Source organism: Enterobacter sp. R-1.6.2 (genome assembly GCF_035064085.1).
GTDB lineage: Bacteria > Pseudomonadota > Gammaproteobacteria > Enterobacterales > Enterobacteriaceae > Enterobacter > Enterobacter asburiae_B.
Window position 1 is genome coordinate 41,282 of record NZ_JASEYI010000019.1, and the last position, 25,132, is coordinate 66,413.

The following is a 25,132-nucleotide window of genomic DNA, read 5'->3' on the forward strand; positions in this document are numbered from 1 at the left end:
AATGTAAATTTTGCACCCACTCAAACGCAACCAGAAGCTCGACACGAAGCGAAAATTTAGTATGTGTACTGGTACGTGGCAATTTTATCCTCTCCAAAATGCTTTACGTACCACCTCAAGGCATGTCAAATGCAACCGACAGTTGAAGGATCACCTTTAAGGTAATACACTCTTGATCAATAAAAGGTTGATCGTGATTTTACTCGGCTTGTCTATTTTCTGTAAGTGATTGAGGTTCAATATGTTTAGCGAAGAAAAAGTGGCTCAGATGGCTGCTTACCTGCTACTTAAACGTGGCGGGCGCATGGCATATCTGAAGCTTATGAAATTGTTATACTTGGCAAACCGTCAATCAATGATTCTACATGGGCGTATGATGGGTGAAGACCGTCTCTACTCTATGCCTCATGGGCCAGTCATGTCGACTACACTGGATTTGATTCGTGGTAGAGCTGATATTGACGGTGAGTACTGGTATCGACTGATAAATACTGCAGGACATGATGTATGCCTGAGTGCTGATCCTCGCGAAATGGATGCCGATGAGGTTTTCGATGAGTTAAGCCGGGCGGATATACGCATTCTCGATGAGATTTATGCGCAGTATGGCCACATGAATAGATATGAGCTGCGCGACATGACACACCTTCGAGATGTTTGTCCGGAATGGCACGATCCTAATGGGTCGAGAACCCCAATTGATGTTCGTGAGATCTTTTTGAATGCAGGGAAGACACCTGAAGAAGCTGAAAATATTTTCAGGAGCATGTGTGAATCACAAGAGCTTAAGGAATTTTCTTCTCAATTGTCATGAGCACATTTCAACCATATAGAAAGGGTACGGTCTTAGCTCCAAGTGGACCATGCAATCATCTTCATGTGATTTGCAACGATCCTGTTTATTATCCAGTAAACGACTGTTACTGCATTTTGGTTGTTAATGTCTCGAGCATTAAGCCGGGTGTTCCTCACGATGATGCATGTGTACTCAACCCCGGCGACCATCGCTTTATCCAACATCCCAGTTATATAGTTTATGCTGAGGCGGTTATCTGGCGCGTCGATAATGTTGAAAGGAAACATGCTGCTGGTGAGATTACGGCACATGATGATATGCCAGAGGCTATATTTGAGCGGGTCCTCTCAGGCTTTGACATTTCAGAACAAGCCAAGCCAAAACACATCAGATTTAAAGAAAGATATTGTATGAACACTGAGTTAATCGATCAGCCTCAGCCACCAGATGATATGACCGGTACATAATGCAAGCCCGCATTTTGGCTGGCCTTACATATTGAAAATAATATTACATAAACCCGCTTCGGCGGGTTTTTTATTACCTAAATTCAGGAGTCAATTATGTCAGCAGGCACCATCACCCTGACGAACGGATCCGCTGTTGTCGGCGGTTCCGGAACTTCATTCTCAACAGAACTTGCTGCCGGTGATTTTATTGTCTCAACTGTGGGCGGTGTGTCGTATACATTGCCCGTTAAATCGGTAGAGAGTAATGCGCAACTTACGCTGGTCAGCAACTTTACTGGACCTACTCAAGCCGGGGCGGCCTGGTCAGCGGTTCCCCGTGTGGCGCTGAACATGGTAACGGCCGCGCTGGTCGCGCAAAGTGCTGAAGCGCTGCGTGGACTGAATTACGATAAACAGAACTGGCAAAGCATTTTTTCCGGAACCGGAAATGTAACGGTAACCCTGCCGGATGGAACGACATGGACGGGCCCAGCCTGGAATAGCATTACCACATCCCTTTCAGGCAAGGCGGCAAAAGGTGCAAACAGCGACATCACCTCTCTCAGCGGACTCACTACAGCGCTATCTGTATCACAGGGCGGTACCGGTTCGACAACCGCATCAGGCGCTCGCACAAACCTCGGTTTAGGAAACAGTGCTACCAGGGACGTCGGTGCATCGGCGGGAACCGTCGCCGCCGGGGATGATTCTCGGCTCGGCACGGTGAACGGAAAGAGCGGGGGAACGCTGACAACACCGTCGCTTTTTATATCGGCATATTCTGCTAACGCGGGTAATAAAGTTGGAATGCAGTCATTTGACACTGGCACTGTTGGAGGTGTTATTGGCAGGACTTCATTTCAGTATTTTAACGATGCCGGGTATATCGGGGCGAGACGTGGTGGTAGCACGAACATCCAGGACGTGGCTATTGGAATAGATAAGGCTAACGGTACATGGGTCACATGGATTTTTTCTGAGGGCGGTAATGCCACGGCTAACAACGGATCCTGGGTCAATAATTCCGACCGTCGTATTAAAACAAATACCAGGCCGATTGAGTCTCCGCTTGAAAAAATGAAGATGTTACGTGGCTATACATGGGAACGACTGGATAACGCACCTCCGGGCCAGGGATTTATCGCTCAGGAACTGATGGAAGTGATCCCGACAGCGGTTTTCATTGGTGGTACGACTATCCTTGATGACGGCACAGAGATTGAAGATACATTATCGGTAGATGTTGCTGGTGCTGCTGCAGCGCTTCACCACGAGGCTATTCTAGCTTTAATGCAGCAAGTTGAAGATTTAAAGGAAAAACTCTATGCGTTTCAGCCCGGAAGCTGAGGAAACCGCCGCCCGTTCTTGCATACGACGGGCGGCAGATAGTTGCTGACGTTGCCGAGAGAGTAGGGTATAGAAAACCCAGCGCGGAGGCCGGGTTATTTTAAGGGAATCATCGAGAGTAGCGCTTTAGAGGAGGAGATAGTACTACTTAAATCTCCTACAACCATCCGTCTTCCAACTGCATTTTCAAACCTCAATGCATCATAAGTGTATGCATAAACATGAGCCTCATATGCTTCTCTCAGGTTGTCTGCGTCCTTCTGCTTAAGCATATCGCAGAGAAGATAAATATCTTCTTTTTTAACATTGTCTATGGCGTAGACACCTTGCTCCATAGTTTCAATTTGAGAGTGCAGGGCGGTCCGAACTCGTGATGCCAAAACATTCCATTCCTTTCTTTTCTCGCCCTTTATGGCATAGTGATAACTTAAATAACCACTTGCAGGAACTGCAACAAATGCAACCATTGTTGCTATAATTGAAAGTATTCTATCAATGGTCATGAGGTGTCCAAATGAACGATGTCAGCGCACTCACATAGTTTGCACTGGGATTTTCATGCTTTAATCTTTTTGGTGAGTCTTCTTCAAAATTGGTGGCTGAAGAAAACAAATTGCCGCCCTAAGAGTTGACGGCAATACGATTCTACCCAAATGTCTCGTCAGGCCACTGGCTGGCTATAGCTGATGATAGTAACGCGAAAGAGATAGTCTGATAACCTGGATTTTTATCAGGATTTTTTCGTAGTTATTCTTCTACCAGCCACATATCTGACTCTTCAAACATTTCTTCCAGCATGCGGTTCAATTTTTCCCGATCGCTTTTGCTGGCATCGCTATTCAAGCCGTTTGCCTGCATCGGCTTCACCTTCACTTGGGCATCAGGGAAAATCTGGTGCACCCGTTTCGTCAGCTCGGCCAGAATGATCTCTCTGGCACCTTCGAGCCCATCAACATTACGCTTGTCATAAACCAGTTCTACGAACATACGTGCTCCGCTAATCACTGTTTGAATATACAGTATTTTTGCTTTGAAGGTTTTGTCTGTCAAGGCATGAACCACTTGTTTTTTAATTTTGGGGAACATACTGCTGGCTTGTTTGTTATCGATTTGCCCTACAGGGCTGATGTGGTCTGGCGCTGACTAGAATTATGCGTGGGGCATGGATGGGGCAAAAGTGGTCTGTGAAGTTCGTAAAAGTTCGTTAATCAAGCTTTATCTCGATCTCGCTCATCCCTTGTTTAAAGCGCTCCTGGACGATCTTTATCGATTTTAAAAACTATGAGTTCATATTATACAAATGTAGCAAAAAAAGGTTTTGACCCTGAAAAGATGAACATTCTGCATAGCGCGATTTGCGCAACAGGAATATATTGAAACGTTACTCGACAAACGATGCATAAGGTTTTCTATGACACAACAGCCACAAGCCAAATACCGCCACGACTACCGTGCGCCGGATTACCTGATTAGCGAAATCGATCTGACTTTTGACCTGGATGCCACTAAAACCGTTGTCACGGCGGTGAGCCAGGTGACGCGCCATAGCGCAACTGCGGTGCCGCTGCGTCTGGATGGTGAAGACCTGACGCTGGTCTCCCTGCATATTAATGATGAAGCCTGGTCAGACTATAAAGAAGAAAACAACCAGCTGGTCATCGACAACCTGCCGGAACAGTTTACGCTGCGCATCGTGAATGAAATCAGCCCAGCCGCCAACACCGCGCTGGAAGGGCTTTACCAGTCGGGCGTGGCGCTGTGTACCCAGTGTGAAGCGGAAGGGTTCCGCCACATAACCTGGTATCTCGATCGTCCGGACGTCCTGGCGCGCTTCACCACCAAAATCATCGCCGATAAAACCCTGTATCCCTTCCTGCTCTCTAACGGTAACCGCGTAGGCGAAGGCGAGCTAGAGAATGGCCGTCACTGGGTGCAGTGGCAGGATCCCTTCCCGAAACCGTGCTACCTGTTTGCGCTGGTGGCGGGGGACTTCGACGTGCTGCGCGACACCTTCAAAACGCGCTCAGGCCGCGAGGTGGCGCTGGAGCTGTTTGTTGACCGCGGCAACCTTGACCGCGCGCCGTGGGCGATGACCTCCCTCATCAACTCCATGAAGTGGGACGAAGAGCGCTTCGGCCTCGAATATGACCTCGACATCTATATGATCGTCGCCGTCGATTTCTTCAACATGGGCGCAATGGAGAACAAAGGCCTTAACGTCTTTAACTCCAAATACGTGCTGGCGCGTACCGATACCGCAACGGACAAAGACTACCTTGATATCGAACGCGTTATCGGCCACGAATATTTCCACAACTGGACCGGTAACCGCGTCACCTGCCGCGACTGGTTCCAGCTGAGCCTGAAAGAGGGCCTGACCGTCTTCCGCGATCAGGAGTTCAGCTCCGATCTGGGTTCACGCGCGGTGAACCGCATCAACAACGTGCGTACCATGCGTGGCCTGCAGTTTGCTGAAGATGCCAGCCCAATGGCGCACCCGATCCGCCCGGATAAAGTCATCGAGATGAACAACTTCTACACCCTGACGGTTTACGAGAAGGGCGCTGAAATTATCCGCATGATCCACACCCTGCTGGGCGAGGAGAACTTCCAGAAAGGGATGCAGCTGTACTTCGAGCGTCATGACGGCAGCGCGGCCACCTGCGACGATTTTGTGCAGGCTATGGAAGATGCCTCTAATGTCGATCTCTCTCACTTCCGCCGCTGGTACAGCCAGGCCGGGACGCCGGTTGTCACCGTCAAAGACGATTACAATCCGGAAACCGAGCAGTACACCCTGACCATCAGCCAGCGCACGCCGCCGACGGCGGAGCAGGAAGAGAAATATCCGTTGCATATTCCGTTCAGCATTGAGCTGTACGATAACGAAGGCAAAGTCATCCCGCTCCAGAAGGGCGGCCACCCGGTACACCACGTGCTGAACGTGACTCAGGCCGAGCAGACCTTTATCTTCGATAACGTCTACTTCCAGCCGGTGCCTGCGCTGCTGTGTGAATTCTCCGCGCCGGTGAAGCTGGAATACAAGTGGAGCGATCAGCAGCTGACGTTCCTGATGCGTCACGCGCGTAACGACTTCTCCCGCTGGGACGCGGCGCAAAGCCTGCTGGCGACCTACATTAAGCTCAACGTAAACCGCCATCAGCAGGGCCAGCCGCTGTCGCTGCCTGTCCATGTGGCTGACGCGTTCCGCGCGATCCTGCTGGATGAGAAGATTGACCCGGCCCTGGCCGCTGAAATTCTGACCCTGCCGTCAGCGACTGAAATCGCCGAGCTGTTTGACATCATCGACCCGATTGCCATCGTGGCGGTGCGTGAAGCGTTGACCCGTACGCTGGCTGCAGAGCTGGCCGATGAGTTCCTGGCTATATATAACGCCAACAAGCTTGACGCTTATCGCGTTGAGCACGCGGACATTGGCAAACGTTCTCTGCGCAATACCTGCCTGCGCTATCTGGCGTTTGGTGAAACCGAGCTGGCGAACACCCTGGTGAGCAAGCAGTACCACGAAGCGGATAACATGACCGACGCCCTGGCCGCGCTGGGTGCAAGCGTTGCCGCTGAACTGCCGTGCCGTGATGCGTTAATGCAGGAGTACGACGACAAGTGGCATCAGGATGGCCTGGTGATGGACAAATGGTTCATCCTGCAGGCGACCAGCCCGGCGGCCGATGCGCTCAGCAACGTGCGCAGCCTGCTGAAGCATCGCTCCTTTACCCTGAGCAACCCAAACCGCGTGCGTTCTCTGATTGGCGCGTTTGCCAGCAGCAACCCGGCCGCGTTCCACGCCGAAGACGGCAGCGGGTATCAGTTCATGGTGGAAATGCTGACCGAGCTGAACAGCCGTAACCCGCAGGTGGCGTCGCGCCTGATTGAGCCGCTGATCCGTTTGAAACGCTACGATGCGAAGCGTCAGGCGAAGATGCGTGCCGCGCTTGAGCAGCTGAAAGAGCTGGAGAACCTGTCTGGTGATTTGTACGAGAAGATTGCTAAAGCCTTAGCGTAATAAAAAATTGCCCTGTGGGCAGGTAAAAGCAGAACGGCAACCTCGGTTGCCGTTTTTTGTGTTTTCTCCCCGTGGGAGAGGGCCGGGGTGAGGGCATCAGGCATTAGCCTTGGCTCGCTGTAACTCCGTCCCCCCGCGCTTCATCACCCGATCCAATACCTCAGCTTCCAGCTCCGCCAGCCTTGCCGAGCCCACGCGGCGAGGGCGCGGAAGATCCACCGTCAGATCCAGGCCTATTTTCCCGTCCTCAATTAGCAGCACCCGGTCAGCCATCGCGACGGCCTCGCTCACGTCATGCGTCACCAGCAGTACCGTAAAGCCGTGCGCCTGCCACAGGGAGCCAATCAAATCCTGCATTTCGATCCGCGTCAGGGCGTCGAGCGCGCCGAGCGGTTCATCAAGCAACAGCAAGCCCGGACGGTGAATCAACGCCCGCGCCAGCGCCACGCGCTGCTTCTGCCCACCCGAGAGGGCGGCAGGCCATTCACCCGCACGATTTTCCAGCCCAACGGCGGCCAGCGCCTGGCGGGCTTCATCCCGCCAGCTGCCCTTAAGACCGAGCCCGACATTGTCGATAACCGTTTTCCACGGCAGCAGGCGTGCATCCTGAAACATCATGCGGGTATCGTCCTGAATATTCGAAAGCGGCGTCGTTCCTGCCAGAATGTCACCGCCGTTGGGGGCTTCCAGCCCGGCCAGAAGTCGTAGCAGGGTACTCTTGCCGCCGCCGCTGCGCCCGACAACGGCCACAAATTGTCCGGCGGGAATATGCAGATCCAGCCCGTTAAGAATGGTGTTTTCGCCGTAGCGTTTGGTCACGCCGTTCAGCAGTAACGGCGTTCCCTGGTTCAGTCGTGCAGTATTCATGCTTTCGCCTCCTGAAGGGTATAGGCCGGGTTCCAGCGCAGCCAGCTGCGCTCCAGCCACTGGGCGCTGACGTCGGCGAGCTTGCCGAGCAGGGCATACAGAATGATGGCAACCACCACCACGTCCGTTTGCAGGAATTCGCGGGCGTTCATCGCCAGGTAGCCAATACCTGAGTTGGCCGAGATGGTCTCCGCCACAATCAGCGTCAGCCACATCAGACCGAGCGCAAAACGCACCCCGACCATAATGGAGGGCAGGGCGCCAGGCAGGATCACGTGGATAAAGAGAGAAAAACCGGACAAGCCGTAGCTGCGTGCCATCTCCACCAGACCGCGATCGATGTTGCGGATGCCGTGCCAGGTGTTGATGTAAATCGGGAACAGTGTACCCAGCGCCACGAGGAAGATCTTGGCGCTCTCATCAATGCCAAACCACAGGATAACCAGCGGGATCAGCGCCAGATGCGGCACGTTGCGCAGCATCTGAATGGAGGTATCCAGCAGCCGCTCGCCCCAGCGGGAAAGGCCGCTGATCAGGCCCAGAACCAGACCGATGCTACCGCCGATGGAAAACCCAATCACGGCGCGCCAGGAGCTGATCGCCAGATGCTGCCACAGCTCACCGCTGACGCTCAGCGACCAGAACGCTTCTACGACGCCCTCCGGAGAGGGCAGAATGCGGCTCGACAGCCAGCCGGTGGACGACGCGAGCTGCCAGAGAGCCACAATGCCGACGGGTAAAAACCACGGCGCGGCGCGCAGCAACCATTTTTGGGAGGTGGCAGACATGGTCACTCCTTAGCTCTGTGCGGCTTTGCGTGGAATAAACTCGTTCGCCACGGCTTCGCCCTGAAGCTGAAGCCGCTGCGGCTGCGGAATCTCCGGGATGGCGACATCCAGATGCGGGAATAACAGCTCGCCCACCTTGTACGCCTCTTCCAGATGCGGATAACCGGAGAGAATAAAGCTGTCGATACCCAGGTCTGCGTATTCATTAATCCGGGCGGCTACGGTCGGTCCGTCGCCGACCAGCGCCGTGCCCGCACCGCCGCGCACCAGGCCAACGCCCGCCCACAGGTTCGGGCTGATCTCCAGGTTCTCGCGCTTGCCGTTGTGCAGGGACGCCATTCGGTGCTGTCCGACGGAGTCGGTTTTCGCAAACGCGGCCTGCGCCCTGGCGATGGTCTCATCGTCCAGGTGGGAGATCAGGCGGTCGGCGGCCTGCCAGGCTTCTTCATTGGTTTCCCGCACAATTACGTGCAGGCGAATGCCGAAGCGCACCTTGCGACCATGGGCGGCCGCCTTAGCGCGTACCTGGGCAATTTTTTCTTTCACCAGCTCAGGCGGTTCGCCCCAGGTCAGATAGAGATCGACCTGCTCTGCCGCCAGATCCTGGGCTACGTCCGACGATCCGCCAAAATAGAGCGGCGGTCGCGGCTGCTGCACCGGCGGGAAGTAGAGCTTCGCGTCACGAACGTGAATATGCTTGCCTTCAAAGGTGACGGTTTCACCTTCCAGCAGACGTCGCCAGACGCGGGTGAACTCGGCGGAAGCTTCGTAGCGCTCGGTATGGTCGAGGAACACCCCATCGCCCGCCAGCTCCTGCGGATCGCTGCCCGTCACCAGGTTAAACAGGGCGCGGCCGTTGGACAGCCTGTCCAGCGTTGCCGCCTGACGCGCCGCCACGGTGGGGGAGACCACGCTCGGGCGTAAGGCAACCAGGAACTTCAGACGCTGGGTGACCGGGATCATCGACGCGGCGACCAGCCAGGCATCTTCACATGAACGTCCGGTCGGGATCAGCACTCCGGTGAAACCGATTCGGTCCGCCGCCTGCGCAATCTGCTGCAGGTAGCCGTGGTCAACCGGGCGCGAGCCCTCTTCTGTACCAAGATAGTGTCCATCACCGTGGGTGGGTAAAAACCAGAAAAGATTCAGACTCATGATTTAGCTCCTTCTTTGCCTGCGGGCTGCCAGATGCGTTCGCGAATAGTGACCTGTTTTGGCACCAGGTGGTTTTGATAGAAAAGGTCAGCCGTTTGTTGCTGAAGCGCGGCGACGTGCGCGTCCACGGGCGTAATGGTGGTCGGCGGACGGTGGTTGAGATAGCTCGCGATCACCGGCTCAGGTAAGCCCATGGTTTTCGCCAGCAGGGCAATGCTCTCCTGACGCTGGGTCTGGGTCAGCGCATCGGCCTGAGTAAAGGTATCCAGTACGCCCTGGATAAATGCGCCGTTCTTTTCCGCATAAGGACGCGCGGCCAGATAGAACGAGCCGGTCTGCTTCAGCGTGGTACCGTCTTTCAGCACGCGAACGCCGCCCTGCAGCAATGCGGCGGAGTAGTACGGATCCCAGATGGCCCAGGCATCAACGTTCTTCTGCTGGAACGCGGCGCGCGCGTCGGCAGGCGTCAGATAAACGGGCTGAATGTCAGTGAACTTGAGCCCGGCTTCCTGCAGGGCACGCAGCAGCAGGTTGTGCGAGCTGGAACCTTTCTGGAAAGCCACTTTATGCCCTTTGAGGTCCGCGACGCTTTTAATGTCGCTGTTTTCAGGCACCAGGATCACTTCGGCCTTCGGTTTGGGCGGCTCAACGCCAACATAGACGAGGTCCGCTCCCGCCGCCTGGGCGAATATCGGCGGAATATCACCCGTGCTGCCGAGATCGATACTGCCGACGTTCAGGGCCTCCAGCATCTGCGGGCCAGCCGGGAACTCCACCCAGGAGAATTTGGTGTCCGGGAAGCGTTTTTCCAGAAGCTGATGGCTTTTCGCCAGCACCATGCTGACGCTGCCTTTCTGATAGCCAATGCGCAAACTTTCCGGAGCCGCTTCTGCGGCATGGGCCAGCGAGGTAAGCGCCATCAGACCTGCCAGGCCGATGCGGGTTAACGTTTTAAACATGTGCGACTCCTTGAGACTGACCAAATGCCGGCGCCTGGATATCCCGGCGGTGCAGGGCATGCCAGAAGGTTTCCAGGGCAGTATCGAGGCGGGTTTGCAGGTTCGGCGTAAAATGAGGTTTATGTTGATAATCGATAACCTGGGAGTCATCTGCGAAAACGCCGTGGAGGATCTCCTGCGCTTTCAGCGCGTTCAGCACCGGCTTCAGGGCATAATCCACGGCCAGTAAATGGGCAACCGTACCGCCCGTTGCCAGCGGCAGCACGACTTTGCCGTCCAGGGCGCGCTCCGGAAGCAGATCGAGCAGGGTTTTCAGCGCCCCGGAAAAAGAGGCTTTATAAATAGGCGTTGCCACAATTAAGCCGTCAGCGCCGTTAAGCTGCTCGATGAGCGTTTTCAGCGCTGGGCTGTCGAAGCGGGCGTAAAGCAGATCTTCAGGTTCGAAGTTATGCAGGTTCCAGTGGCACACTTCCACATCCAGGGCATTGAGTTTTTCGCGGGCATATTCCAGCAGGGCGCTGGAGCGCGAAGGGAATCGTGGACTTCCGGCCAGGGTAATGACGCGCATACTTCCTCCTTATAACCAATTGTTTGCTTTTATCTAACATTCATAACAATTTTCAGGAGTGTGACACCGCGCGGTTATTCCACTAAATGATTTATCTGCAATTAAAATGCGAAAAAGTGCATAAGAAATAGACGGGGAGGTAAACGATTGCGTTTTACGCTGATTTTTTGCCGCAGGTCAATTCCCTTTCGCGCGTGGATCGCCCATAATCCCCTCCCGGTTTGCACACCGGGAATCCAGGAGAGTTCATGTACTACCCCTTCGTTCGTAAAGCCCTTTTCCAGCTCGACCCTGAGCGCGCTCATGAATTTACATTCCAGCAATTACGTCGTATTACCGGAACGCCGCTGGCCGCTCTGGTGCGTCAGAATGTGCCGGAAAAACCTGTGCAGTGCATGGGTCTGACCTTTAAGAATCCGCTGGGTCTGGCGGCCGGGCTGGACAAAAATGGCGAGTGCATTGATGCCCTGGGCGCGATGGGCTTTGGCTCCATTGAAATCGGTACCGTCACGCCGCGCCCGCAGCCGGGAAATGACAAGCCGCGCCTGTTCCGCCTGGTTGAAGCCGAAGGGCTGATCAACCGCATGGGCTTTAATAACCTCGGTGTTGATCACCTGGTTGAGAACGTAAAAAAAGCCCATTTTGACGGAATATTAGGCATCAATATCGGTAAAAATAAAGACACGCCGGTAGAGCAGGGTAAAGATGACTATCTGATTTGTATGGAAAAAGTCTACGCCTATGCCGGTTATATTGCGGTGAATATTTCTTCACCCAATACTCCGGGTCTGCGTTCCTTACAATATGGCGAAGCGCTGGACGATCTTCTGAGTGCCATTAAAAATAAACAAAATGAACTCCAGACGATCCACCATAAATATGTTCCGGTCGCGGTTAAGATCGCCCCGGATCTTTCTCCTGAAGAATTGATCCAGGTTGCCGACAGTTTGGTTCGCCATAATATTGATGGTGTTATTGCGACCAATACCACTCTCGATCGTTCCCTCGTGCAGGGAATGAAAAACTGTGACGAAGCGGGTGGGTTAAGTGGACGTCCGGTGCAATTAAAAAGCACCGAAATTATTCGCGCCCTGTCTGCGGAATTAAAAGGACGTCTGCCGATTATTGGCGTCGGCGGCATTGACTCAGTGATTGCTGCGCGCGAGAAGATGGCGGCGGGTGCATCACTGGTGCAAATCTATTCCGGCTTTATTTTTAAAGGACCGCCGCTGATTAAAGAAATCGTTACTCATATCTAATCTTTTCTCTTAATCAGACAACCAGGGCTTTATTTCCAGCCCTGGTTGTTTTATATTCCGTCACTGTTGCTTATTTAGTCATTATAGTCTTTTATTAATGGTGTTATAAACGAGGCGGCAAACAGGACATTTTTAGTACAGGACGTTTGGGGACGGGAGAGACACATGCGAATTAAACCTGACGATAACTGGCGCTGGTATTTTTGCGACGAGCATGACCGAATGATGCTCGATTTAGCCAATGGCATGTTGTTTCGTTCTCGTTTTGCCCGCCGAATGTTAACCCCGGATGCATTTTCCCCGTCGGGCTTTTGCGTTGACGATGCGGCGCTTTATTTCTCCTTTGAAGAAAAATGCCGCGATCTGGTGCTCTCTAAAGAGCAGCGTGCCGAGCTGGTATTAAATGCGCTGGTGGCTATCCGCTTCCTGAAACCGCAAATGCCAAAAAGCTGGCATTTTCTTGCGCATGGTATGAGCTGGACCCCGGCAACGGGTGACGCGGCCAGCGTCAATCTGAGCGATACCGCAGAAGAGGTGAGCCTGCTGGTGGTTGAGCCTGGCGAAAATGCTGCGCTCTGCCTGCTGGCACAGCCCGGCGTAACCATTGCCGGGCGGACGATGCAGCTTGGCGATGCCATTAAAGTGATGAACGACAGGCTGAAGCCGCAGCTGCGCGTAGACTCCTTCAGCCTTGAACAGGCGGTTTAAGCTTCCAGCTGTACGGACGTTTTCGGTATGCAGCTACAGCACAGAATTGTGCCGTCATTTCCAATTGCCGATTTTTTCAGCGCACTGACCTCTCCATCCACCAGCCTGATGCGGCAGCATCCGCAAATGCCTGCGCGACAGGAATAGGGTACGCGAATACCTGCCTGCTCCAGTTGCTCAAGTAATACCTGCTGGTTGTTGCCACGGATGACGTTGCCCTGCCAGTGAATATCTACCGCAGAGGCGGCATTCGTCACAACGTCGACCATTTCTTCTTCCTGACCTGAGCCGTACGCTTTTGCAGGTCCTCGGGCAAGAATTTCTACCTCATCACCGACGCGGATTGCGCCGCTGGAGCGAGGGATCAGGTTCTGCCCGAAATCCACATCGCCGTTATCCTGCGCGGTGCGGAACGACTGCAGCGTCTTCAGCGGTTCGCCGGAAGGGTGCTTCTGGCCTTTCTCAGGGCTCACCGTGGTGAAAATGCAGCGGCTGCAGGGTTTTACGACATCAAAGATGACGCTGCCGATGCGGATCACTTTCCAGGTGTCTTCTTCCCAGGCGTCGGCGCCCGTGACCACCAGGTTCGGACGGAACTGTTCCATCTGAACGCTGGCCTTGCAGCGGCCTTGTAAATCACGCAGCGAGGCTTCGTTAGTCAGCAGGAACGGGAAACCATCGGCGAAGGAGAGGGGAACGGCGTCGTGGCGCTTCACGCGACGCGTCGGTTCAGGACCTACCCAGCGCAGCTGCACGTCGCGGGAGAAGAAACCGCTCAGCCAGCGGTTAATCTCATCCGGGGCGATGCGCGCGGTAAAATGATTGCCCCACACTTCCGTTGGCGCATCGACAGGCGCAAAATCAGCAAAGCGAATGACCGCGCTGGAACCGTCCGGCGCGGTAAGGTGCAAACCGTCATGAAGCGGGGAAGGGGTAAAGCGAACCATCTGCGGGAACTGGCGTGCGGTGATGAACGTGCCGTCAGGCTCGGTGACCATCAAAATACGATCGAAGGCGAATCCGCTCATGTCGGCCAGCGCGTGAGAGACGCCGATGCCGCGCATGGATTTCACCGGATGAATAAAAAGCCTGGATAACGTCGCCACTGCACACTCCCACAAATGAAAATAAGCCTTCAACTTTATGACATACACGCCATATTAGCTATAATGCGCGACAATTTTCTAAGAGTAAAAGTGACGATATGAATTCTCTGTTTGCCAGTACGGCCCGTGGGCTGGAAGAGCTGTTAAAAACTGAACTGGAAAGCCTGGGCGCGCAAGAGTGCCAGGTGGTTCAGGGTGGTGTCCATTTTGAGGGCGACACGCGGCTTATTTACCAGAGCCTGATGTGGAGCCGTCTGGCGTCGCGCATCATGCTGCCGATGAAGGAGTGCAAGGTCTATAGCGACCTGGACCTCTATACCGGCGTACAGATGATCGACTGGACAGAGATCTTCACGCCCAATGCCACCTTTGCGGTGCATTTCAACGGCGTGAACGACGAGATCCGCAACAGCCAGTACGGTGCCCTGCGCGTAAAAGACGCCATTGTGGACTGCTTTACGCGTAAAAATAAGGAACGTCCGAACGTCGATCGCGAAAATCCGGATCTGCGTATTAACGTCTGGCTCAACGGTGACACGGCGAGTATTTCTCTCGATCTGAGCGGCGCGGGCCTGCACCTGCGCGGCTACCGCGATCGTACCGGTATGGCGCCAATTAAAGAAACCCTGGCCGCCGCCATTGTAATGCGCTCCGGCTGGCAGCCGGGCACGCCGCTGCTCGATCCGATGTGCGGTTCCGGTACGTTGCTGATTGAAGCGGCCATGCTGGCAACCGACCGCGCGCCGGGCCTGCATCGCGGTCACTGGGGCTTTAAAGGCTGGGCCCAGCACGACGAAGCGCTCTGGAAAGAGGTCAAAGACGACGCGCAGACCCGCGCGCGTAAAGGTCTGGCGGAGTACACCTCCCACTTCTACGGTTCGGACAGCGACCCGCGCGTAATCGAACGCGCGCGCAGCAACGCCCGTCGCGCCGGTATCGGCGAGCTGGTCACCTTCGAGGTGAAAGACGTGGCGAATCTGACCAACCCGCTGCCAAAAGGTCCGTACGGTACCGTGATCAGCAACCCGCCTTACGGCGAGCGTCTGGACAGCGAGCCGGCGCTGATTGCCCTGCACAGCCTGCTGGGCCGCAATATGAAGGACTACTTCGGCGGCTGGAACCTGTCGCTGTTTAGCGCCTCGCCGGAGCTGCTGAGCTGCCTGCAGCTGCGTGCCGATCGCCAGTTTAAGGCGAAAAACGGCCCGCTGGACTGCGTGCAGAAAAACTACCATCTGGCGGAGAAAGCGGCGGACAGTAAGCCATCCGGCGTGGCGGAAGATTATGCCAACCGCCTGCGCAAGAACCTGAAAAAATATGAAAAGTGGGCGAAGCAGGAAGGGATTGAATGCTACCGCCTGTACGACGCCGACCTGCCGGAGTATAACGTGGCGGTTGACCGCTACGCGGACTGGGTGGTGATTCAGGAATATGCGCCACCGAAAACCATTGATGCGCAAAAAGCGCGTCAGCGCATGCTGGACGTTATCGCGGCCACCATCGCCGTGCTCGGCATTGCGCCGAACAAGCTGGTGCTGAAAACCCGCGAGCGTCAGAAAGGGAAAAATCAGTACCAGAAGATGGGCGAGAAGGGCGACTTCATCGAAGTGGGCGAATACAACGCTCGCCTGTGGGTGAACCTGACAGACTATCTGGATACCGGCCTGTTCCTCGACCACCGTATCGCCCGTCGCATGCTGGGCCAGATGAGCAAGGGCAAAGATTTCCTCAACCTGTTCTCCTATACCGGCAGCGCGAGCGTGCATGCGGGTCTGGGCGGCGCGCGGAGCACCACCACGGTGGATATGTCCCGCACCTATCTGGAGTGGGCGGAGCGCAACCTGCGTCTTAATGGGCTGACCGGACGTCAGCACCGACTGATGCAGGCCGACGTGCTGGGCTGGCTGCGTGATACTGACGAGCAGTTCGACCTGATCTTTATCGATCCGCCGACCTTCTCCAACTCCAAGCGCATGGAGGATAGCTTTGACGTTCAACGCGATCACCTGCGCCTGATGACCGACCTGAAGCGCCTGCTGCGTAAGGGCGGTACCATTATGTTCTCGAACAACAAACGCGGCTTCCGTATGGATCATGACGGCTTAGCAGCCCTGGGACTGAAAGCACAAGAAATCAGCCAAAAAACGCTGTCTCAGGACTTTGCCCGTAACCGTCAAATTCATAACTGCTGGTTGATTACCGCGGCCTGAAAGGAAAAATAAATGTCTTTAATTAGTATGCACGGCGCGTGGCTCTCTTTCAGCGACTCGCCGCTTCTCGATAATGCAGAGCTGCATATCGAAGATAACGAGCGCGTCTGTCTGGTGGGCCGTAACGGCGCGGGTAAATCCACGCTGATGAAAATCCTCAACCGCGAACAGGGGCTGGATGACGGTCGCATCGTTTACGAGCAGGATCTGATCGTCTCCCGTCTCCAGCAGGACCCGCCGCGTCACGTGACAGGCAGCGTTTATGATTTCGTGGCGGAAGGGATCTCTGAGCAGGCCGAATACCTGAAGCGCTATCACGAGATTTCGCATCTGGTGATGACCGACCCGAGCGACAAGAACCTCAACGAACTGGCGAAAGTGCAGGAGATGCTCGATCACCACGGTCTGTGGCAGCTTGAAAACCGCATTAACGAGGTTCTGGCCCAGCTTGGTCTGGAACCGGACATGGAGCTGTCGGCGCTCTCCGGCGGCTGGCTGCGTAAAGCGGCCCTGGGCCGCGCGCTGGTCAGCGGGCCGAAGGTGCTGCTGCTGGACGAACCGACGAACCACCTGGATATCGAAGCGATTGACTGGCTGGAAGGTTTCCTGAAAACCTTCAGCGGCACCATCATCTTTATCTCGCACGACCGTTCGTTTATTCGCAACATGGCGACGCGTATTGTCGATCTCGACCGCGGCAAGCTGGTCACCTATCCTGGCGATTACGACACCTATCTGCTGGAGAAAGAAGAAAACCTGCGCGTGGAAGAGCTGCAAAATGCGGAGTTCGACCGCAAGCTGGCGCAGGAAGAGGTGTGGATTCGCCAGGGCATCAAGGCCCGCCGTACCCGTAACGAAGGCCGCGTGCGCGCTCTGAAGGCAATGCGCCGTGAGCGCAGCGAACGCCGTGAAGTGATGGGCAGCGCCAAAATGCAGGTGGAAGAAGCATCCCGTTCCGGCAAGATTGTCTTTGAAATGGAAAACGTCAACTATCAGGTTGATGGCAAAGTGCTGGTGAAAGATTTCTCCGCCCAGGTGCAGCGCGGCGACAAAATTGCGCTTATCGGCCCGAACGGCTGCGGAAAAACCACGCTGCTGAAGCTGATGCTGGGCCAGCTGCAGGCCGACAGCGGCCGCATTCACTGTGGGACTAAGCTGGAAGTGGCCTACTTCGACCAGCACCGCGCGGAGCTGGATCCGGACCGCACGGTGATGGATAACCTCGCCGAAGGCAAGCAAGAGGTAATGGTAAACGGCAAACCGCGCCACGTGCTGGGCTATCTGCAGGACTTCCTGTTCCATCCGAAACGTGCGATGACCCCTGTTCGTGCGTTATCTGGCGGAGAGCGTAATCGTCTGCTGCTGGCGCGTCTGTTCCTGAAACCAAGTAACCTGTTGATTCTCGATGAACCAACGAACGACCTGGATGTCGAAACGCTGGAATTGCTCGAAGAACTGATTGACGGTTATCAGGGGACCGTGATGCTGGTTAGCCACGATCGTCAGTTCGTGGATAACACCGTGACCGAGTGCTGGATCTTCGAAGGTGAAGGGCAAATTGGACAATACGTAGGCGGTTATCACGATGCAAAAGGGCAGCAATCGCAGTCTCTGGCGCAGAAACAGTCAAAGTCCAAAATAAGTTCAGAACCTGCTGTAACAAAAGCAGAAACTGTCAAGAAAACCTCGGCTAAACTAAGCTATAACCTGCAGCGCGAACTGGAGGGGCTACCGCAGCGTCTTGAAGAGCTGGAGGCCGCGCTTGAGGATCTGCAAAAACAGGTTGCTGATGCATCATTCTTTACCCAATCGCATGACTATACTCAGAAAGTACTGGCTGAACTGTCCGCGGCTGAAAAAGCCCTGGAAGAAGCATTTGAGCGCTGGGAGTACCTTGAGTCTCTGAAAAACGGCGCATAGACAGGGATAACATATGTGTGACCAGCACCATGCCGACAGGCATATTTTATGCTCGCAATGCGATATGCTCGTGGCGTTGCCAGAGCTTGGTCACGGACATAAAGCCCTGTGTCCACGTTGCGGCGCAACGTTGACAACCGAGTGGGACGCGCCGCGGCAGCGTCCCACTGCTTACGCTCTGGCAGCATTGTTCATGCTGCTGCTCTCCAATCTCTTCCCCTTCATCTATATGAAGGTGGGGGGGATAACCAGCCAGGTGGATCTGCTTGAAATCCCGGGCGTGATGTTCTCGGAAGATTACGCCAGCCTCGGCACCTTTTTTCTCCTGTTTGTCCAGGTAGTCCCGGCTTTTTGCCTGGTCGTTATCCTATTGCTGGTCAACCGCGTCAGGATGCCCTCATCATTGAAAATCCGGCTCGCGCGTATCCTTTTTCAGCTCAAAAGCTGGGGCATGGCTGAAATCTTTCTGGCGGGCATTCTGGTCAGTTTCGTGAAGCTCATGGCGTACGGCGATGTGGGGATCGGCAGCAGCTTTATTCCGTGGTGCCTGTACTGTGTCCTGCAGCTGCGCGCGTTCCAGTGCGTGGACAGACGCTGGGCGTGGGATGATATCGCCCCGGCACCGACGCTTGCGCAGACGGTAAAAGTCGGCGTGCCCGGCATTCGTCAGGGGCTGCGTTCCTGCCCGTGCTGCACCGCCGTGCTGCCCGCCGATCTCGACGTTTGTCCGCGCTGCGAAACGAAAGGTCACGTACGCCGTAAAAATAGCCTTCAGTGGACGATGGCCCTGCTGGTCACCTCCATCATGCTGTATCTGCCTGCCAATATTCTACCGATCATGATCACCGATTTGCTCGGCGATAAAATGCCCTCGACGATCCTCGCCGGGGTGATCCTGCTGTGGGGCGAAGGTTCCTATCCTGTCGCCGGCGTGATCTTTATCGCCAGTATTATGGTGCCAACCTTAAAAATGATCGCCATCGCCTGGCTCTGTTGGGATGCGAAGGGGCATGGAAAACGCGACAGCGAGCGCATGCACCTGATTTATGAAGTGGTCGAGTTTGTCGGACGCTGGTCAATGATTGACGTGTTTGTCATCGCCGTTCTCTCTGCACTGGTGCGGATGGGCGGTTTGATGAGTATTTATCCCGCGATGGGGGCTTTAATGTTTGCACTGGTCGTGATTATGACCATGTTTGCGGCCATGACCTTCGACCCTCGTTTATCGTGGGATCGTGAGCCTGAATCAAGCCATGAGGAAGAGTAAGAGCATGGAAAATAAGAGTGGAGAGGCGAAAGTGCAGAAGGTCAAAAACTGGTCGCCGGTGTGGATTTTCCCCATCGTGACCGCGCTGATCGGTGCATGGATCCTGTTTTATCATTACAGCCATCAGGGACCGGAAGTCACGCTGATAACCACCAATGCCGAGGGGATTGAGGGCGGTAAAACGACCATCAAAAGCCGTAGCGTGGACGTGGGCGTGGTCGAAAGCGCAACCCTGACCGACGATTTAACCCATGTGGAAATTAAGGCGCGCCTTAATGCCGGCATGGAAAAACTGCTGCACGGCGATTCCGTTTTCTGGGTCGTTAAACCGCAGGTGGGGCGCGAAGGGATCAGCGGCTTAGGGACGCTGCTCTCTGGGGCCTACATTGAACTGCAGCCCGGCACGAAGGGCAGCCAGCCTGGGCAATATCAGCTTCTCGACTCACCGCCGCTTGCGCCGCCTGATGCCAAGGGTATCCGCGTGATCCTCGACAGCAAAAAAGCGGGTCAGCTCACTGCGGGTGATCCAGTACTGTTCCGCGGCTACCGCGTCGGTTCCGTTGAAACCAGCACCTTCGATGCGCAAAAGCGTACCATCAGCTATCAGCTGTTCATCAATGCGCCAAACGATCGTCTGGTGACCAGCAACGTTCGCTTCTGGAAGGACAGCGGGATCGCGGTCGATCTTACGTCGGCGGGGATGCGCGTAGAAATGGGTTCCTTAACCACGCTGTTTGGCGGCGGGGTGAGCTTTGATGTGCCGGAAGGGCAGGATCTGGGGCAGCCGGTTGCCGAGAAAACGGCGTTCAGACTCTTTGACGATCAGCGAAGCATTCAGGACGCGCTTTATACCGATCACATCGACTTCCTGATGTTCTTCAAAGATTCCGTCCGCGGCCTGCAGCCGGGCGCGCCCGTTGAGTTCCGAGGTATTCGTCTTGGTACGGTTGGGCAAGTTCCGTTCTTTGTTCCGGGCCTGAGCCAGATGCTTGACGATGATTACCGTATTCCGGTACTGATCCGCATCGAGCCGGAACGTCTGCTTAACCAGATTGGCGAGAATCAGGATATTGCCACCCATATCAGTCAACTGATGGACCGTGGTCTGCGAGGTTCCTTGAAGACGGGTAATCTGGTGACCGGTGCGCTGTATGTGGATATGGACTTCTACCCGAAAGCACCGCCGATTACCGGTATTCGTGAATTTGGTGGCTACAAGATCATCCCAACGGTGAGCAGCGGTCTGGCTCAGATCCAGCAGCGTCTGATGGAAACGCTGGATAAGATCAACAATCTGCCACTGAATCCGATGATTGAAGCGGCGACGAACTCTCTGAGCGAAAGCCAGGCAACGATGCGTCGCCTGCAAACCACGCTGGATAACATCAACAAGATCACTGCGAGCCAGAGCATGCAGCAGCTGCCGCAGGATATGCAGAAAACGCTACGTGAGCTGAACCGCAGTATGCAGGGCTTCCAGCCGGGTTCAGCGGCGTACAACAAGATGGTGGCAGATATGCAGCGTCTTGATCAGGTCTTGCGTGAACTGCAGCCGGTGCTGAAAACGCTCAACGAGAAGAGCAATGCGCTGGTGTTCGAAGCGAAAGATAAAAAGGATCCTGAGCCGAAGAGGGCAAAAGAATGAAAAAGTGGCTATTGATGGTTGGCGCTCTGCTGTTAACGGCGTGCAGTTCAGGGGTAGATAATAAAAGCTACTATCAGCTGCCTGTGTCTACACACAGCGGTGGACAAAGCACGGCCAGCCAGGGAAACCGCCAGCTGTGGGTTGAGCAGGTTACCGTGCCGGATTATCTGGCAGGAAACGGCGTGGTCTATCAGACCAGCGAGGTTAAATACGTGATTGCGACGAACAACCTGTGGGCCAGCCCGCTGGATCAGCAGCTGCGTAACACGCTGGTGGCCAATCTGGGCAGCCAGCTTCCGGGCTGGGTTGTCGCATCGCAGCCGCTGGGTAACGACCAGGATACGCTTAACGTCACGGTAACGGGCTTCCACGGCCGCTATGACGGTGCGGTGGTGATTAGCGGGGAGTGGTTGCTGAACCATCAGGGGCAGCTGATTAAGCGTCCTTTCCATCTGGAGCTGAAGCAGCAGAAAGATGGCTATGACGAAATGGTGAAAGTTCTGGCTCAGGGTTGGGCACAGGAGTCGGCCAGCATCGCAAGGGAAATTTCCCGGCTGCCATAAGTAAAATTCATCATTAAAAACCGCAGTTGGCCTGTTGCTGATTGCGGTTTTTTTTCGTTTTCAGTTCAGTTTGTTACTTGTGCCACGTCACAATTTTTGTACAAATGAACTTCCGGCTAGCTCACAAATATGACACCCGTATGAATTTTGAACATTGACGATGCGACTAATTCGGGGTATTCGTTATCTGTGCCTGTGCATTGAGTGCAGACACTGTTTTCTTTCCACCAGACAAAAGAATGAGGGAAACGAGGCATGAAGAGACAGAAACGAGATCGCCTGGAACGGGCTCATCAACGTGGTTATCAGGCCGGCATCGCTGGACGTTCTAAAGAAATGTGTCCTTATCAGACGATAAATCAAAGGTCACAATGGCTTGGAGGCTGGCGAGAAGCCATCGGCGACAGGGCACTCATAGCCTGATAACGTCTCTTTCAAAAAAGAAACCTCCGCAATGCGGAGGTTTCGCCTTTCTGTGGGTGCCAAAAGCACGATCAGAAAGCTGAAGTATCCTGGAACAGGCCAACTTTCAGGTCGCTTGCGCTATAGATCAGACGACCGTCGACCAGCACTTCGCCATCTGCCAGGCCCATAATCAGGCGGCGGTTAACGATGCGCTTGAAGTGAATACGATAGGTCACTTTCTTCGCCGTAGGCAGAACCTGGCCAGTGAATTTTACTTCGCCCACGCCCAGCGCGCGGCCTTTACCTTCGCCGCCCAGCCAGCCCAGATAGAAGCCAACCAGCTGCCACATGGCATCCAGGCCCAGACAGCCAGGCATTACCGGATCGCCAATAAAGTGGCAACCGAAGAACCACAGGTCCGGGTTGATATCGAGTTCTGCTTCTACGTAACCCTTATCGAAGTTGCCGCCGGTTTCGGTCATTTTCACGACACGGTCCATCATCAGCATGTTCGGGGCCGGTAACTGTGGGCCTTTAGCGCCAAACAGTTCACCGCGACCAGAGGCAAGAAGATCTTCTTTTGTATAGGATTCGCGTTTATCTACCATGTTCTCAGTAAGCCTTATTTTAGTGAAGGACGCAGGATAGCTAACACGTGTACGCTGAACAAGTCCGATCAGTTCGAACTAAACCAGCCCAGCCAGCGTAACGGCCATGGATAACGATGACGAGCATCCTGCTGCGTCGCCTGAGCTATGCGCTCCTGGATAGTCTGCATCAGGGTAGTTTGCCCTTCGCCATCCCAAACCAGATTTGTCAGTAAGGGTAGCGCATCCTCAATCCCTTCGATGGCCCAGATGGCGAATTGCTCTTGCTCAACTGCATCCAGAATATCCTGACTGAGGCTCAAATGGCGTGCGTTGGGAGCAGGAATAATCACACCCTGTTTGCCGTTTAAACCGCGCTGCTGACAGATGGAGAAGAAGCCTTCAATTTTTTCGTTGAGGCCTCCCACTGGCTGGGCACGACCGAACTGGTCCACCGAACCGGTGATCGCGATGTTCTGATTGATGGGTACTTCCGCCAGGGCGCTGATTAAGGCGCACAGCTCGGCCATAGAGGCGCTATCACCATCCACTTCGCTGTAGGACTGCTCAAACGTCAGCGAGGCGGAGAAGGGGATCTGTTGCTCAAGCTGCAGCTCTGACATCAAAAACGCCTGCATGATCATCATGCCTTTCGCGTGAATGTTGCCGCCCAGCTCGGCTTTTCGTTCAATATCGGTGAACTCGCCATCGCCAATGTGCACAACGCAGCTGATACGGGACGGTTCCCCGAATGCGCGCGGATGGCCAGGAAATTCAATCACCGACAGGGCGTTGATTTGCCCGACGCGTTCGCCTTCGGTTTCCACCAGAATTTGTTCCAGCAGAATTTCATCCTGCATACGGTCGGCAAGATAGCCTTCTCGCCACTCACGCTGAGCCAGCATCTGAGTGAGCTGTTCTCCGGTGAACGTCCCGTTACCGCTAATCACACCCACTTCACGCAGCTGTTTGCCGATCCAGAGCGGGCAAAGCGGCAGCGTTTCCTGGTCTCCGGTGTAACGTACCGCTTCGCGGATTAAGCCCGGCCACGCGTCAGCCGCAGGGGTTGGCAGCGCAAAACGCTCAGCAACGGCCATCACCCACTGGCACCACTCCGCCATATCGTCGGCGTCAGCAATCTGGATGTTGTCTTCGTATTCGCTATACACCGCCTGCTCAGCGAGTTCTGGCTCCATTTCCTGGAAATCCGCCAGCGATTCGCGGTCGCCCGTCAGCACGACGGTCAGCGACAGCGGCATAGACGGAACAGAGACAGGCAGAGGACGAGACTCGTCGTAGCCGACCCAGTCGAAACGCTGCTGGTTGACGATAGTTTTCAGACGCATCCACAGCAGCGGCTGCGAGAGCAGGGTACGCAGTGAGATGATGAGAACACCGCCATTTGCGCGATGAACCAGCCCTGGCTGCAGCGAAAGTTCGCCGTTAAACTGGCGCAGACAACCAAAGAGTTGTTCCGCCTCGACCCAGTTAGCGGTAATCACTTCGCCTTTAACGGCAAAACGGCCATCGGTCTGCGCCGTTGGTTCGAAAGTGACATCATGTCCCGCAATACGATACTGGCCGCCAAAAACTGCGTTCGCTTCCGGCTTCAGCTGGCGCACGGCATCACCGAGCAGCGTCAGGTATTCCGCTTCTTCCGGGGCCTTGAGCAGCATGAAGGGCGCTGTTGCCCATGGGCTTAACACCTGCTCCAGCGCATAATGCAAACGAGGCTGCGTATCGCTAAGGATGAATTCGTGTTCTTTTGCGAGTTCGGGCTGTGCAAACAGTTCCTGGTAACTTTCGGTATCCGGAACAAGGTCACGCCATGCAAGTTTCGTAATGGTCAAAGTTGATGTTTTTTAGTCAGATGTAAAAGCGTGGAGTATACCGTAAGCGGGGGGCTGTACCCAAGCAGGATTGGGGATTTCGACAGGGCGATTGGCTGCATTCACTCACAGGATATGATTTCTTTTCAGCAGATTGCTAAAAAACTGATATTCTGAACAGAGTTACGTGGTAACACTGAGATCGCAATGAAATATCAACAACTGGAAAATCTCGAAAGCGGCTGGAAATGGAAGTACCTGGTCAAAAAGCACCGTGAAGGGGAGCTGATCACCTGCTACGTCGAAGCCAGCGCTGCGCAAGAAGCCGTGGATATTTTGCTGACCCTCGAAAATGAACCGGTACAGGTTAACGGCTGGATCGAGAAACACATCAATCCCGCGTTGTTAAACCGGATGAAGCAAACTATCCGCGCGCGACGCAAACGGCATTTTAATGCTGAGCATCAGCACACTCGCAAAAAATCAATCGACCTGGAGTTCGTTGTCTGGCAACGCCTGGCTGGGCTGGCACAACGACGGGGCAAAACGCTGTCGGAAACCATCGTGCAGCTGATTGAGGATGCCGAACATAAAGAGAAGTACGCCAACCAGATGTCGACGCTGAAGAACGACCTTCAGGCTCTGTTGGGTAAAAAATAGATTTTTCTTTTCTTCAGACAATA

Annotated in this window: 23 protein-coding genes; 13 read left to right on the top strand and 10 right to left on the bottom strand. The window is 54.7% G+C overall.

Annotated features, from left to right (window positions below; translation table 11 throughout):
• The first annotated feature begins 241 nt into the window (after positions 1–241).
• The 3 genes from QMN93_RS18940 (at position 242) to QMN93_RS18950 (ending at position 2,592) form a co-directional block, all read left to right on the top strand.
• The gene (locus QMN93_RS18940; RefSeq protein WP_126802330.1) at positions 242–814 is read left to right on the top strand and encodes a Panacea domain-containing protein; all 573 of its coding nucleotides are present in this window, start codon (positions 242–244) and stop codon (positions 812–814) included.
• Positions 811–1,263 carry a hypothetical protein gene (locus QMN93_RS18945; protein WP_126802332.1) on the top strand — a complete coding sequence of 151 codons (453 nt, stop codon included), beginning with the start codon at positions 811–813 and terminating at the stop codon, positions 1,261–1,263. Before QMN93_RS18940 ends, QMN93_RS18945 begins: the two co-directional genes overlap by 4 nt.
• A gap of 96 nt (positions 1,264–1,359) precedes the next feature.
• A complete protein-coding gene (locus tag QMN93_RS18950; protein WP_323619737.1) occupies positions 1,360–2,592 on the top strand; it encodes a tail fiber domain-containing protein in 1,233 nt (410 codons plus the stop codon).
• Between the two features lie 95 nt (positions 2,593–2,687).
• On the opposite strand, the gene QMN93_RS18955 is transcribed toward QMN93_RS18950, so the two are convergent.
• Entirely contained in the window at positions 2,688–3,095 is a 408-nt protein-coding gene (locus QMN93_RS18955; protein WP_323619739.1) for a hypothetical protein, read from the bottom strand.
• Between the two features lie 244 nt (positions 3,096–3,339).
• Complete coding sequence (locus QMN93_RS18960) at positions 3,340–3,579, bottom strand: DinI family protein (RefSeq protein WP_323619765.1); 240 nt, start codon at positions 3,577–3,579, stop codon at positions 3,340–3,342.
• A gap of 424 nt (positions 3,580–4,003) precedes the next feature.
• On the opposite strand from QMN93_RS18960, the gene pepN reads away from it, so the two are divergent.
• A complete protein-coding gene (gene pepN, locus QMN93_RS18965; RefSeq protein WP_193138995.1) occupies positions 4,004–6,616 on the top strand; it encodes an aminopeptidase N in 2,613 nt (870 codons plus the stop codon).
• A gap of 96 nt (positions 6,617–6,712) precedes the next feature.
• On the opposite strand, the gene ssuB is transcribed toward pepN, so the two are convergent.
• Genes ssuB through ssuE form a run of 5 tightly spaced genes read right to left on the bottom strand, consistent with a single transcriptional unit; the run spans position 6,713 to position 10,953 of the window.
• Positions 6,713–7,483, bottom strand: coding sequence for an aliphatic sulfonates ABC transporter ATP-binding protein (gene ssuB, locus QMN93_RS18970; protein ID WP_032658179.1), 771 nt, complete (start codon positions 7,481–7,483; stop codon positions 6,713–6,715).
• Positions 7,480–8,271 carry an aliphatic sulfonate ABC transporter permease SsuC gene (gene ssuC / locus QMN93_RS18975; RefSeq protein WP_023311016.1) on the bottom strand — a complete coding sequence of 264 codons (792 nt, stop codon included), beginning with the start codon at positions 8,269–8,271 and terminating at the stop codon, positions 7,480–7,482. The genes ssuB and ssuC overlap by 4 nt, the downstream gene beginning before the upstream one ends.
• A 9-nt stretch (positions 8,272–8,280) precedes the next feature.
• Positions 8,281–9,426, bottom strand: a complete 1,146-nt coding sequence (gene ssuD, locus QMN93_RS18980) for an FMNH2-dependent alkanesulfonate monooxygenase (protein ID WP_039261601.1) — start codon at positions 9,424–9,426, stop codon at positions 8,281–8,283.
• Complete coding sequence (locus QMN93_RS18985; protein ID WP_039261603.1) at positions 9,423–10,385, bottom strand: sulfonate ABC transporter substrate-binding protein; 963 nt, start codon at positions 10,383–10,385, stop codon at positions 9,423–9,425. Before QMN93_RS18985 ends, ssuD begins: the two co-directional genes overlap by 4 nt.
• Complete coding sequence (gene ssuE, locus QMN93_RS18990; protein ID WP_058840881.1) at positions 10,378–10,953, bottom strand: NADPH-dependent FMN reductase; 576 nt, start codon at positions 10,951–10,953, stop codon at positions 10,378–10,380. Before ssuE ends, QMN93_RS18985 begins: the two co-directional genes overlap by 8 nt.
• A 248-nt stretch (positions 10,954–11,201) precedes the next feature.
• Between ssuE and pyrD the strand changes: the two genes are divergently transcribed.
• Together pyrD and zapC are read left to right on the top strand one after the other, a co-directional pair.
• Entirely contained in the window at positions 11,202–12,212 is a 1,011-nt protein-coding gene (pyrD, locus tag QMN93_RS18995) for a quinone-dependent dihydroorotate dehydrogenase (protein ID WP_023311019.1), read from the top strand.
• A gap of 165 nt (positions 12,213–12,377) precedes the next feature.
• Complete coding sequence (gene zapC, locus QMN93_RS19000; RefSeq protein ID WP_023311020.1) at positions 12,378–12,920, top strand: cell division protein ZapC; 543 nt, start codon at positions 12,378–12,380, stop codon at positions 12,918–12,920.
• Here the strand turns inward: zapC and QMN93_RS19005 are convergent.
• A complete protein-coding gene (locus QMN93_RS19005) occupies positions 12,917–14,026 on the bottom strand; it encodes a YcbX family protein (protein ID WP_182383271.1) in 1,110 nt (369 codons plus the stop codon). The genes zapC and QMN93_RS19005 overlap by 4 nt on opposite strands.
• Positions 14,027–14,124: 98 nt before the next feature.
• On the opposite strand from QMN93_RS19005, the gene rlmKL reads away from it, so the two are divergent.
• The 6 genes from rlmKL to rmf all read left to right on the top strand — a co-directional run bounded on the left by rlmKL (position 14,125) and on the right by rmf (position 22,051).
• Positions 14,125–16,233, top strand: coding sequence for a bifunctional 23S rRNA (guanine(2069)-N(7))-methyltransferase RlmK/23S rRNA (guanine(2445)-N(2))-methyltransferase RlmL (gene rlmKL / locus QMN93_RS19010; RefSeq protein WP_039261606.1), 2,109 nt, complete (start codon positions 14,125–14,127; stop codon positions 16,231–16,233).
• A gap of 12 nt (positions 16,234–16,245) precedes the next feature.
• Positions 16,246–18,153, top strand: a complete 1,908-nt coding sequence (locus QMN93_RS19015) for an ABC transporter ATP-binding protein (RefSeq protein WP_064672230.1) — start codon at positions 16,246–16,248, stop codon at positions 18,151–18,153.
• Between the two features lie 13 nt (positions 18,154–18,166).
• Positions 18,167–19,420 (top strand): membrane integrity-associated transporter subunit PqiA, encoded by a 1,254-nt coding sequence (gene pqiA, locus QMN93_RS19020; RefSeq protein ID WP_064672231.1) that lies wholly within the window; start codon positions 18,167–18,169, stop codon positions 19,418–19,420.
• Positions 19,421–19,424: 4 nt separating this feature from the next.
• On the top strand, positions 19,425–21,065 hold the full coding sequence (pqiB, locus tag QMN93_RS19025; RefSeq protein ID WP_033145117.1) for an intermembrane transport protein PqiB: 1,641 nt from the start codon (positions 19,425–19,427) through the stop codon (positions 21,063–21,065).
• Complete coding sequence (pqiC, locus tag QMN93_RS19030; protein ID WP_064672232.1) at positions 21,062–21,628, top strand: membrane integrity-associated transporter subunit PqiC; 567 nt, start codon at positions 21,062–21,064, stop codon at positions 21,626–21,628. Before pqiB ends, pqiC begins: the two co-directional genes overlap by 4 nt.
• Positions 21,629–21,883: 255 nt before the next feature.
• Positions 21,884–22,051 carry a ribosome modulation factor gene (gene rmf / locus QMN93_RS19035; RefSeq protein WP_013097261.1) on the top strand — a complete coding sequence of 56 codons (168 nt, stop codon included), beginning with the start codon at positions 21,884–21,886 and terminating at the stop codon, positions 22,049–22,051.
• A 71-nt stretch (positions 22,052–22,122) separates the two neighbouring features.
• Here the strand turns inward: rmf and fabA are convergent, their stop codons facing one another.
• A complete protein-coding gene (fabA, locus tag QMN93_RS19040) occupies positions 22,123–22,641 on the bottom strand; it encodes a 3-hydroxyacyl-[acyl-carrier-protein] dehydratase FabA (RefSeq protein WP_008499931.1) in 519 nt (172 codons plus the stop codon).
• 68 nt (positions 22,642–22,709) lie between these two features.
• Positions 22,710–24,470 (bottom strand): Lon protease family protein, encoded by a 1,761-nt coding sequence (locus QMN93_RS19045; protein WP_182383273.1) that lies wholly within the window; start codon positions 24,468–24,470, stop codon positions 22,710–22,712.
• Between the two features lie 186 nt (positions 24,471–24,656).
• Here QMN93_RS19045 and matP point away from each other — a divergent pair, with 186 nt between their 5' ends.
• Positions 24,657–25,109 (top strand): macrodomain Ter protein MatP, encoded by a 453-nt coding sequence (gene matP / locus QMN93_RS19050; RefSeq protein ID WP_032658161.1) that lies wholly within the window; start codon positions 24,657–24,659, stop codon positions 25,107–25,109.
• Positions 25,110–25,132: the final 23 nt, after the last annotated feature.

Bases quoted from the DNA above. Each gene is read 5' to 3' on its own strand.
- QMN93_RS18950 (WP_323619737.1), top strand. From the start codon at position 1,360: ATGTCAGCAGGCACCATCACCCTGACGAACGGATCCGCTGTTGTCGGC.
- matP (WP_032658161.1), top strand. From the start codon at position 24,657: ATGAAATATCAACAACTGGAAAATCTCGAAAGCGGCTGGAAATGGAAG.
- rlmKL (WP_039261606.1), top strand. From the start codon at position 14,125: ATGAATTCTCTGTTTGCCAGTACGGCCCGTGGGCTGGAAGAGCTGTTA.
- fabA (WP_008499931.1), bottom strand. From the start codon at position 22,641: ATGGTAGATAAACGCGAATCCTATACAAAAGAAGATCTTCTTGCCTCT.
- QMN93_RS18940 (WP_126802330.1), top strand. From the start codon at position 242: ATGTTTAGCGAAGAAAAAGTGGCTCAGATGGCTGCTTACCTGCTACTT.
- QMN93_RS18945 (WP_126802332.1), top strand. From the start codon at position 811: ATGAGCACATTTCAACCATATAGAAAGGGTACGGTCTTAGCTCCAAGT.
- ssuE (WP_058840881.1), bottom strand. From the start codon at position 10,953: ATGCGCGTCATTACCCTGGCCGGAAGTCCACGATTCCCTTCGCGCTCC.
- QMN93_RS19015 (WP_064672230.1), top strand. From the start codon at position 16,246: ATGTCTTTAATTAGTATGCACGGCGCGTGGCTCTCTTTCAGCGACTCG.
- pepN (WP_193138995.1), top strand. From the start codon at position 4,004: ATGACACAACAGCCACAAGCCAAATACCGCCACGACTACCGTGCGCCG.
- QMN93_RS18955 (WP_323619739.1), bottom strand. From the start codon at position 3,095: ATGACCATTGATAGAATACTTTCAATTATAGCAACAATGGTTGCATTT.
- pyrD (WP_023311019.1), top strand. From the start codon at position 11,202: ATGTACTACCCCTTCGTTCGTAAAGCCCTTTTCCAGCTCGACCCTGAG.
- ssuD (WP_039261601.1), bottom strand. From the start codon at position 9,426: ATGAGTCTGAATCTTTTCTGGTTTTTACCCACCCACGGTGATGGACAC.
- zapC (WP_023311020.1), top strand. From the start codon at position 12,378: ATGCGAATTAAACCTGACGATAACTGGCGCTGGTATTTTTGCGACGAG.
- pqiB (WP_033145117.1), top strand. From the start codon at position 19,425: ATGGAAAATAAGAGTGGAGAGGCGAAAGTGCAGAAGGTCAAAAACTGG.
- QMN93_RS18985 (WP_039261603.1), bottom strand. From the start codon at position 10,385: ATGTTTAAAACGTTAACCCGCATCGGCCTGGCAGGTCTGATGGCGCTT.
- pqiC (WP_064672232.1), top strand. From the start codon at position 21,062: ATGAAAAAGTGGCTATTGATGGTTGGCGCTCTGCTGTTAACGGCGTGC.
- pqiA (WP_064672231.1), top strand. From the start codon at position 18,167: ATGTGTGACCAGCACCATGCCGACAGGCATATTTTATGCTCGCAATGC.
- ssuC (WP_023311016.1), bottom strand. From the start codon at position 8,271: ATGTCTGCCACCTCCCAAAAATGGTTGCTGCGCGCCGCGCCGTGGTTT.
- rmf (WP_013097261.1), top strand. From the start codon at position 21,884: ATGAAGAGACAGAAACGAGATCGCCTGGAACGGGCTCATCAACGTGGT.
- QMN93_RS18960 (WP_323619765.1), bottom strand. From the start codon at position 3,579: ATGTTCGTAGAACTGGTTTATGACAAGCGTAATGTTGATGGGCTCGAA.
- ssuB (WP_032658179.1), bottom strand. From the start codon at position 7,483: ATGAATACTGCACGACTGAACCAGGGAACGCCGTTACTGCTGAACGGC.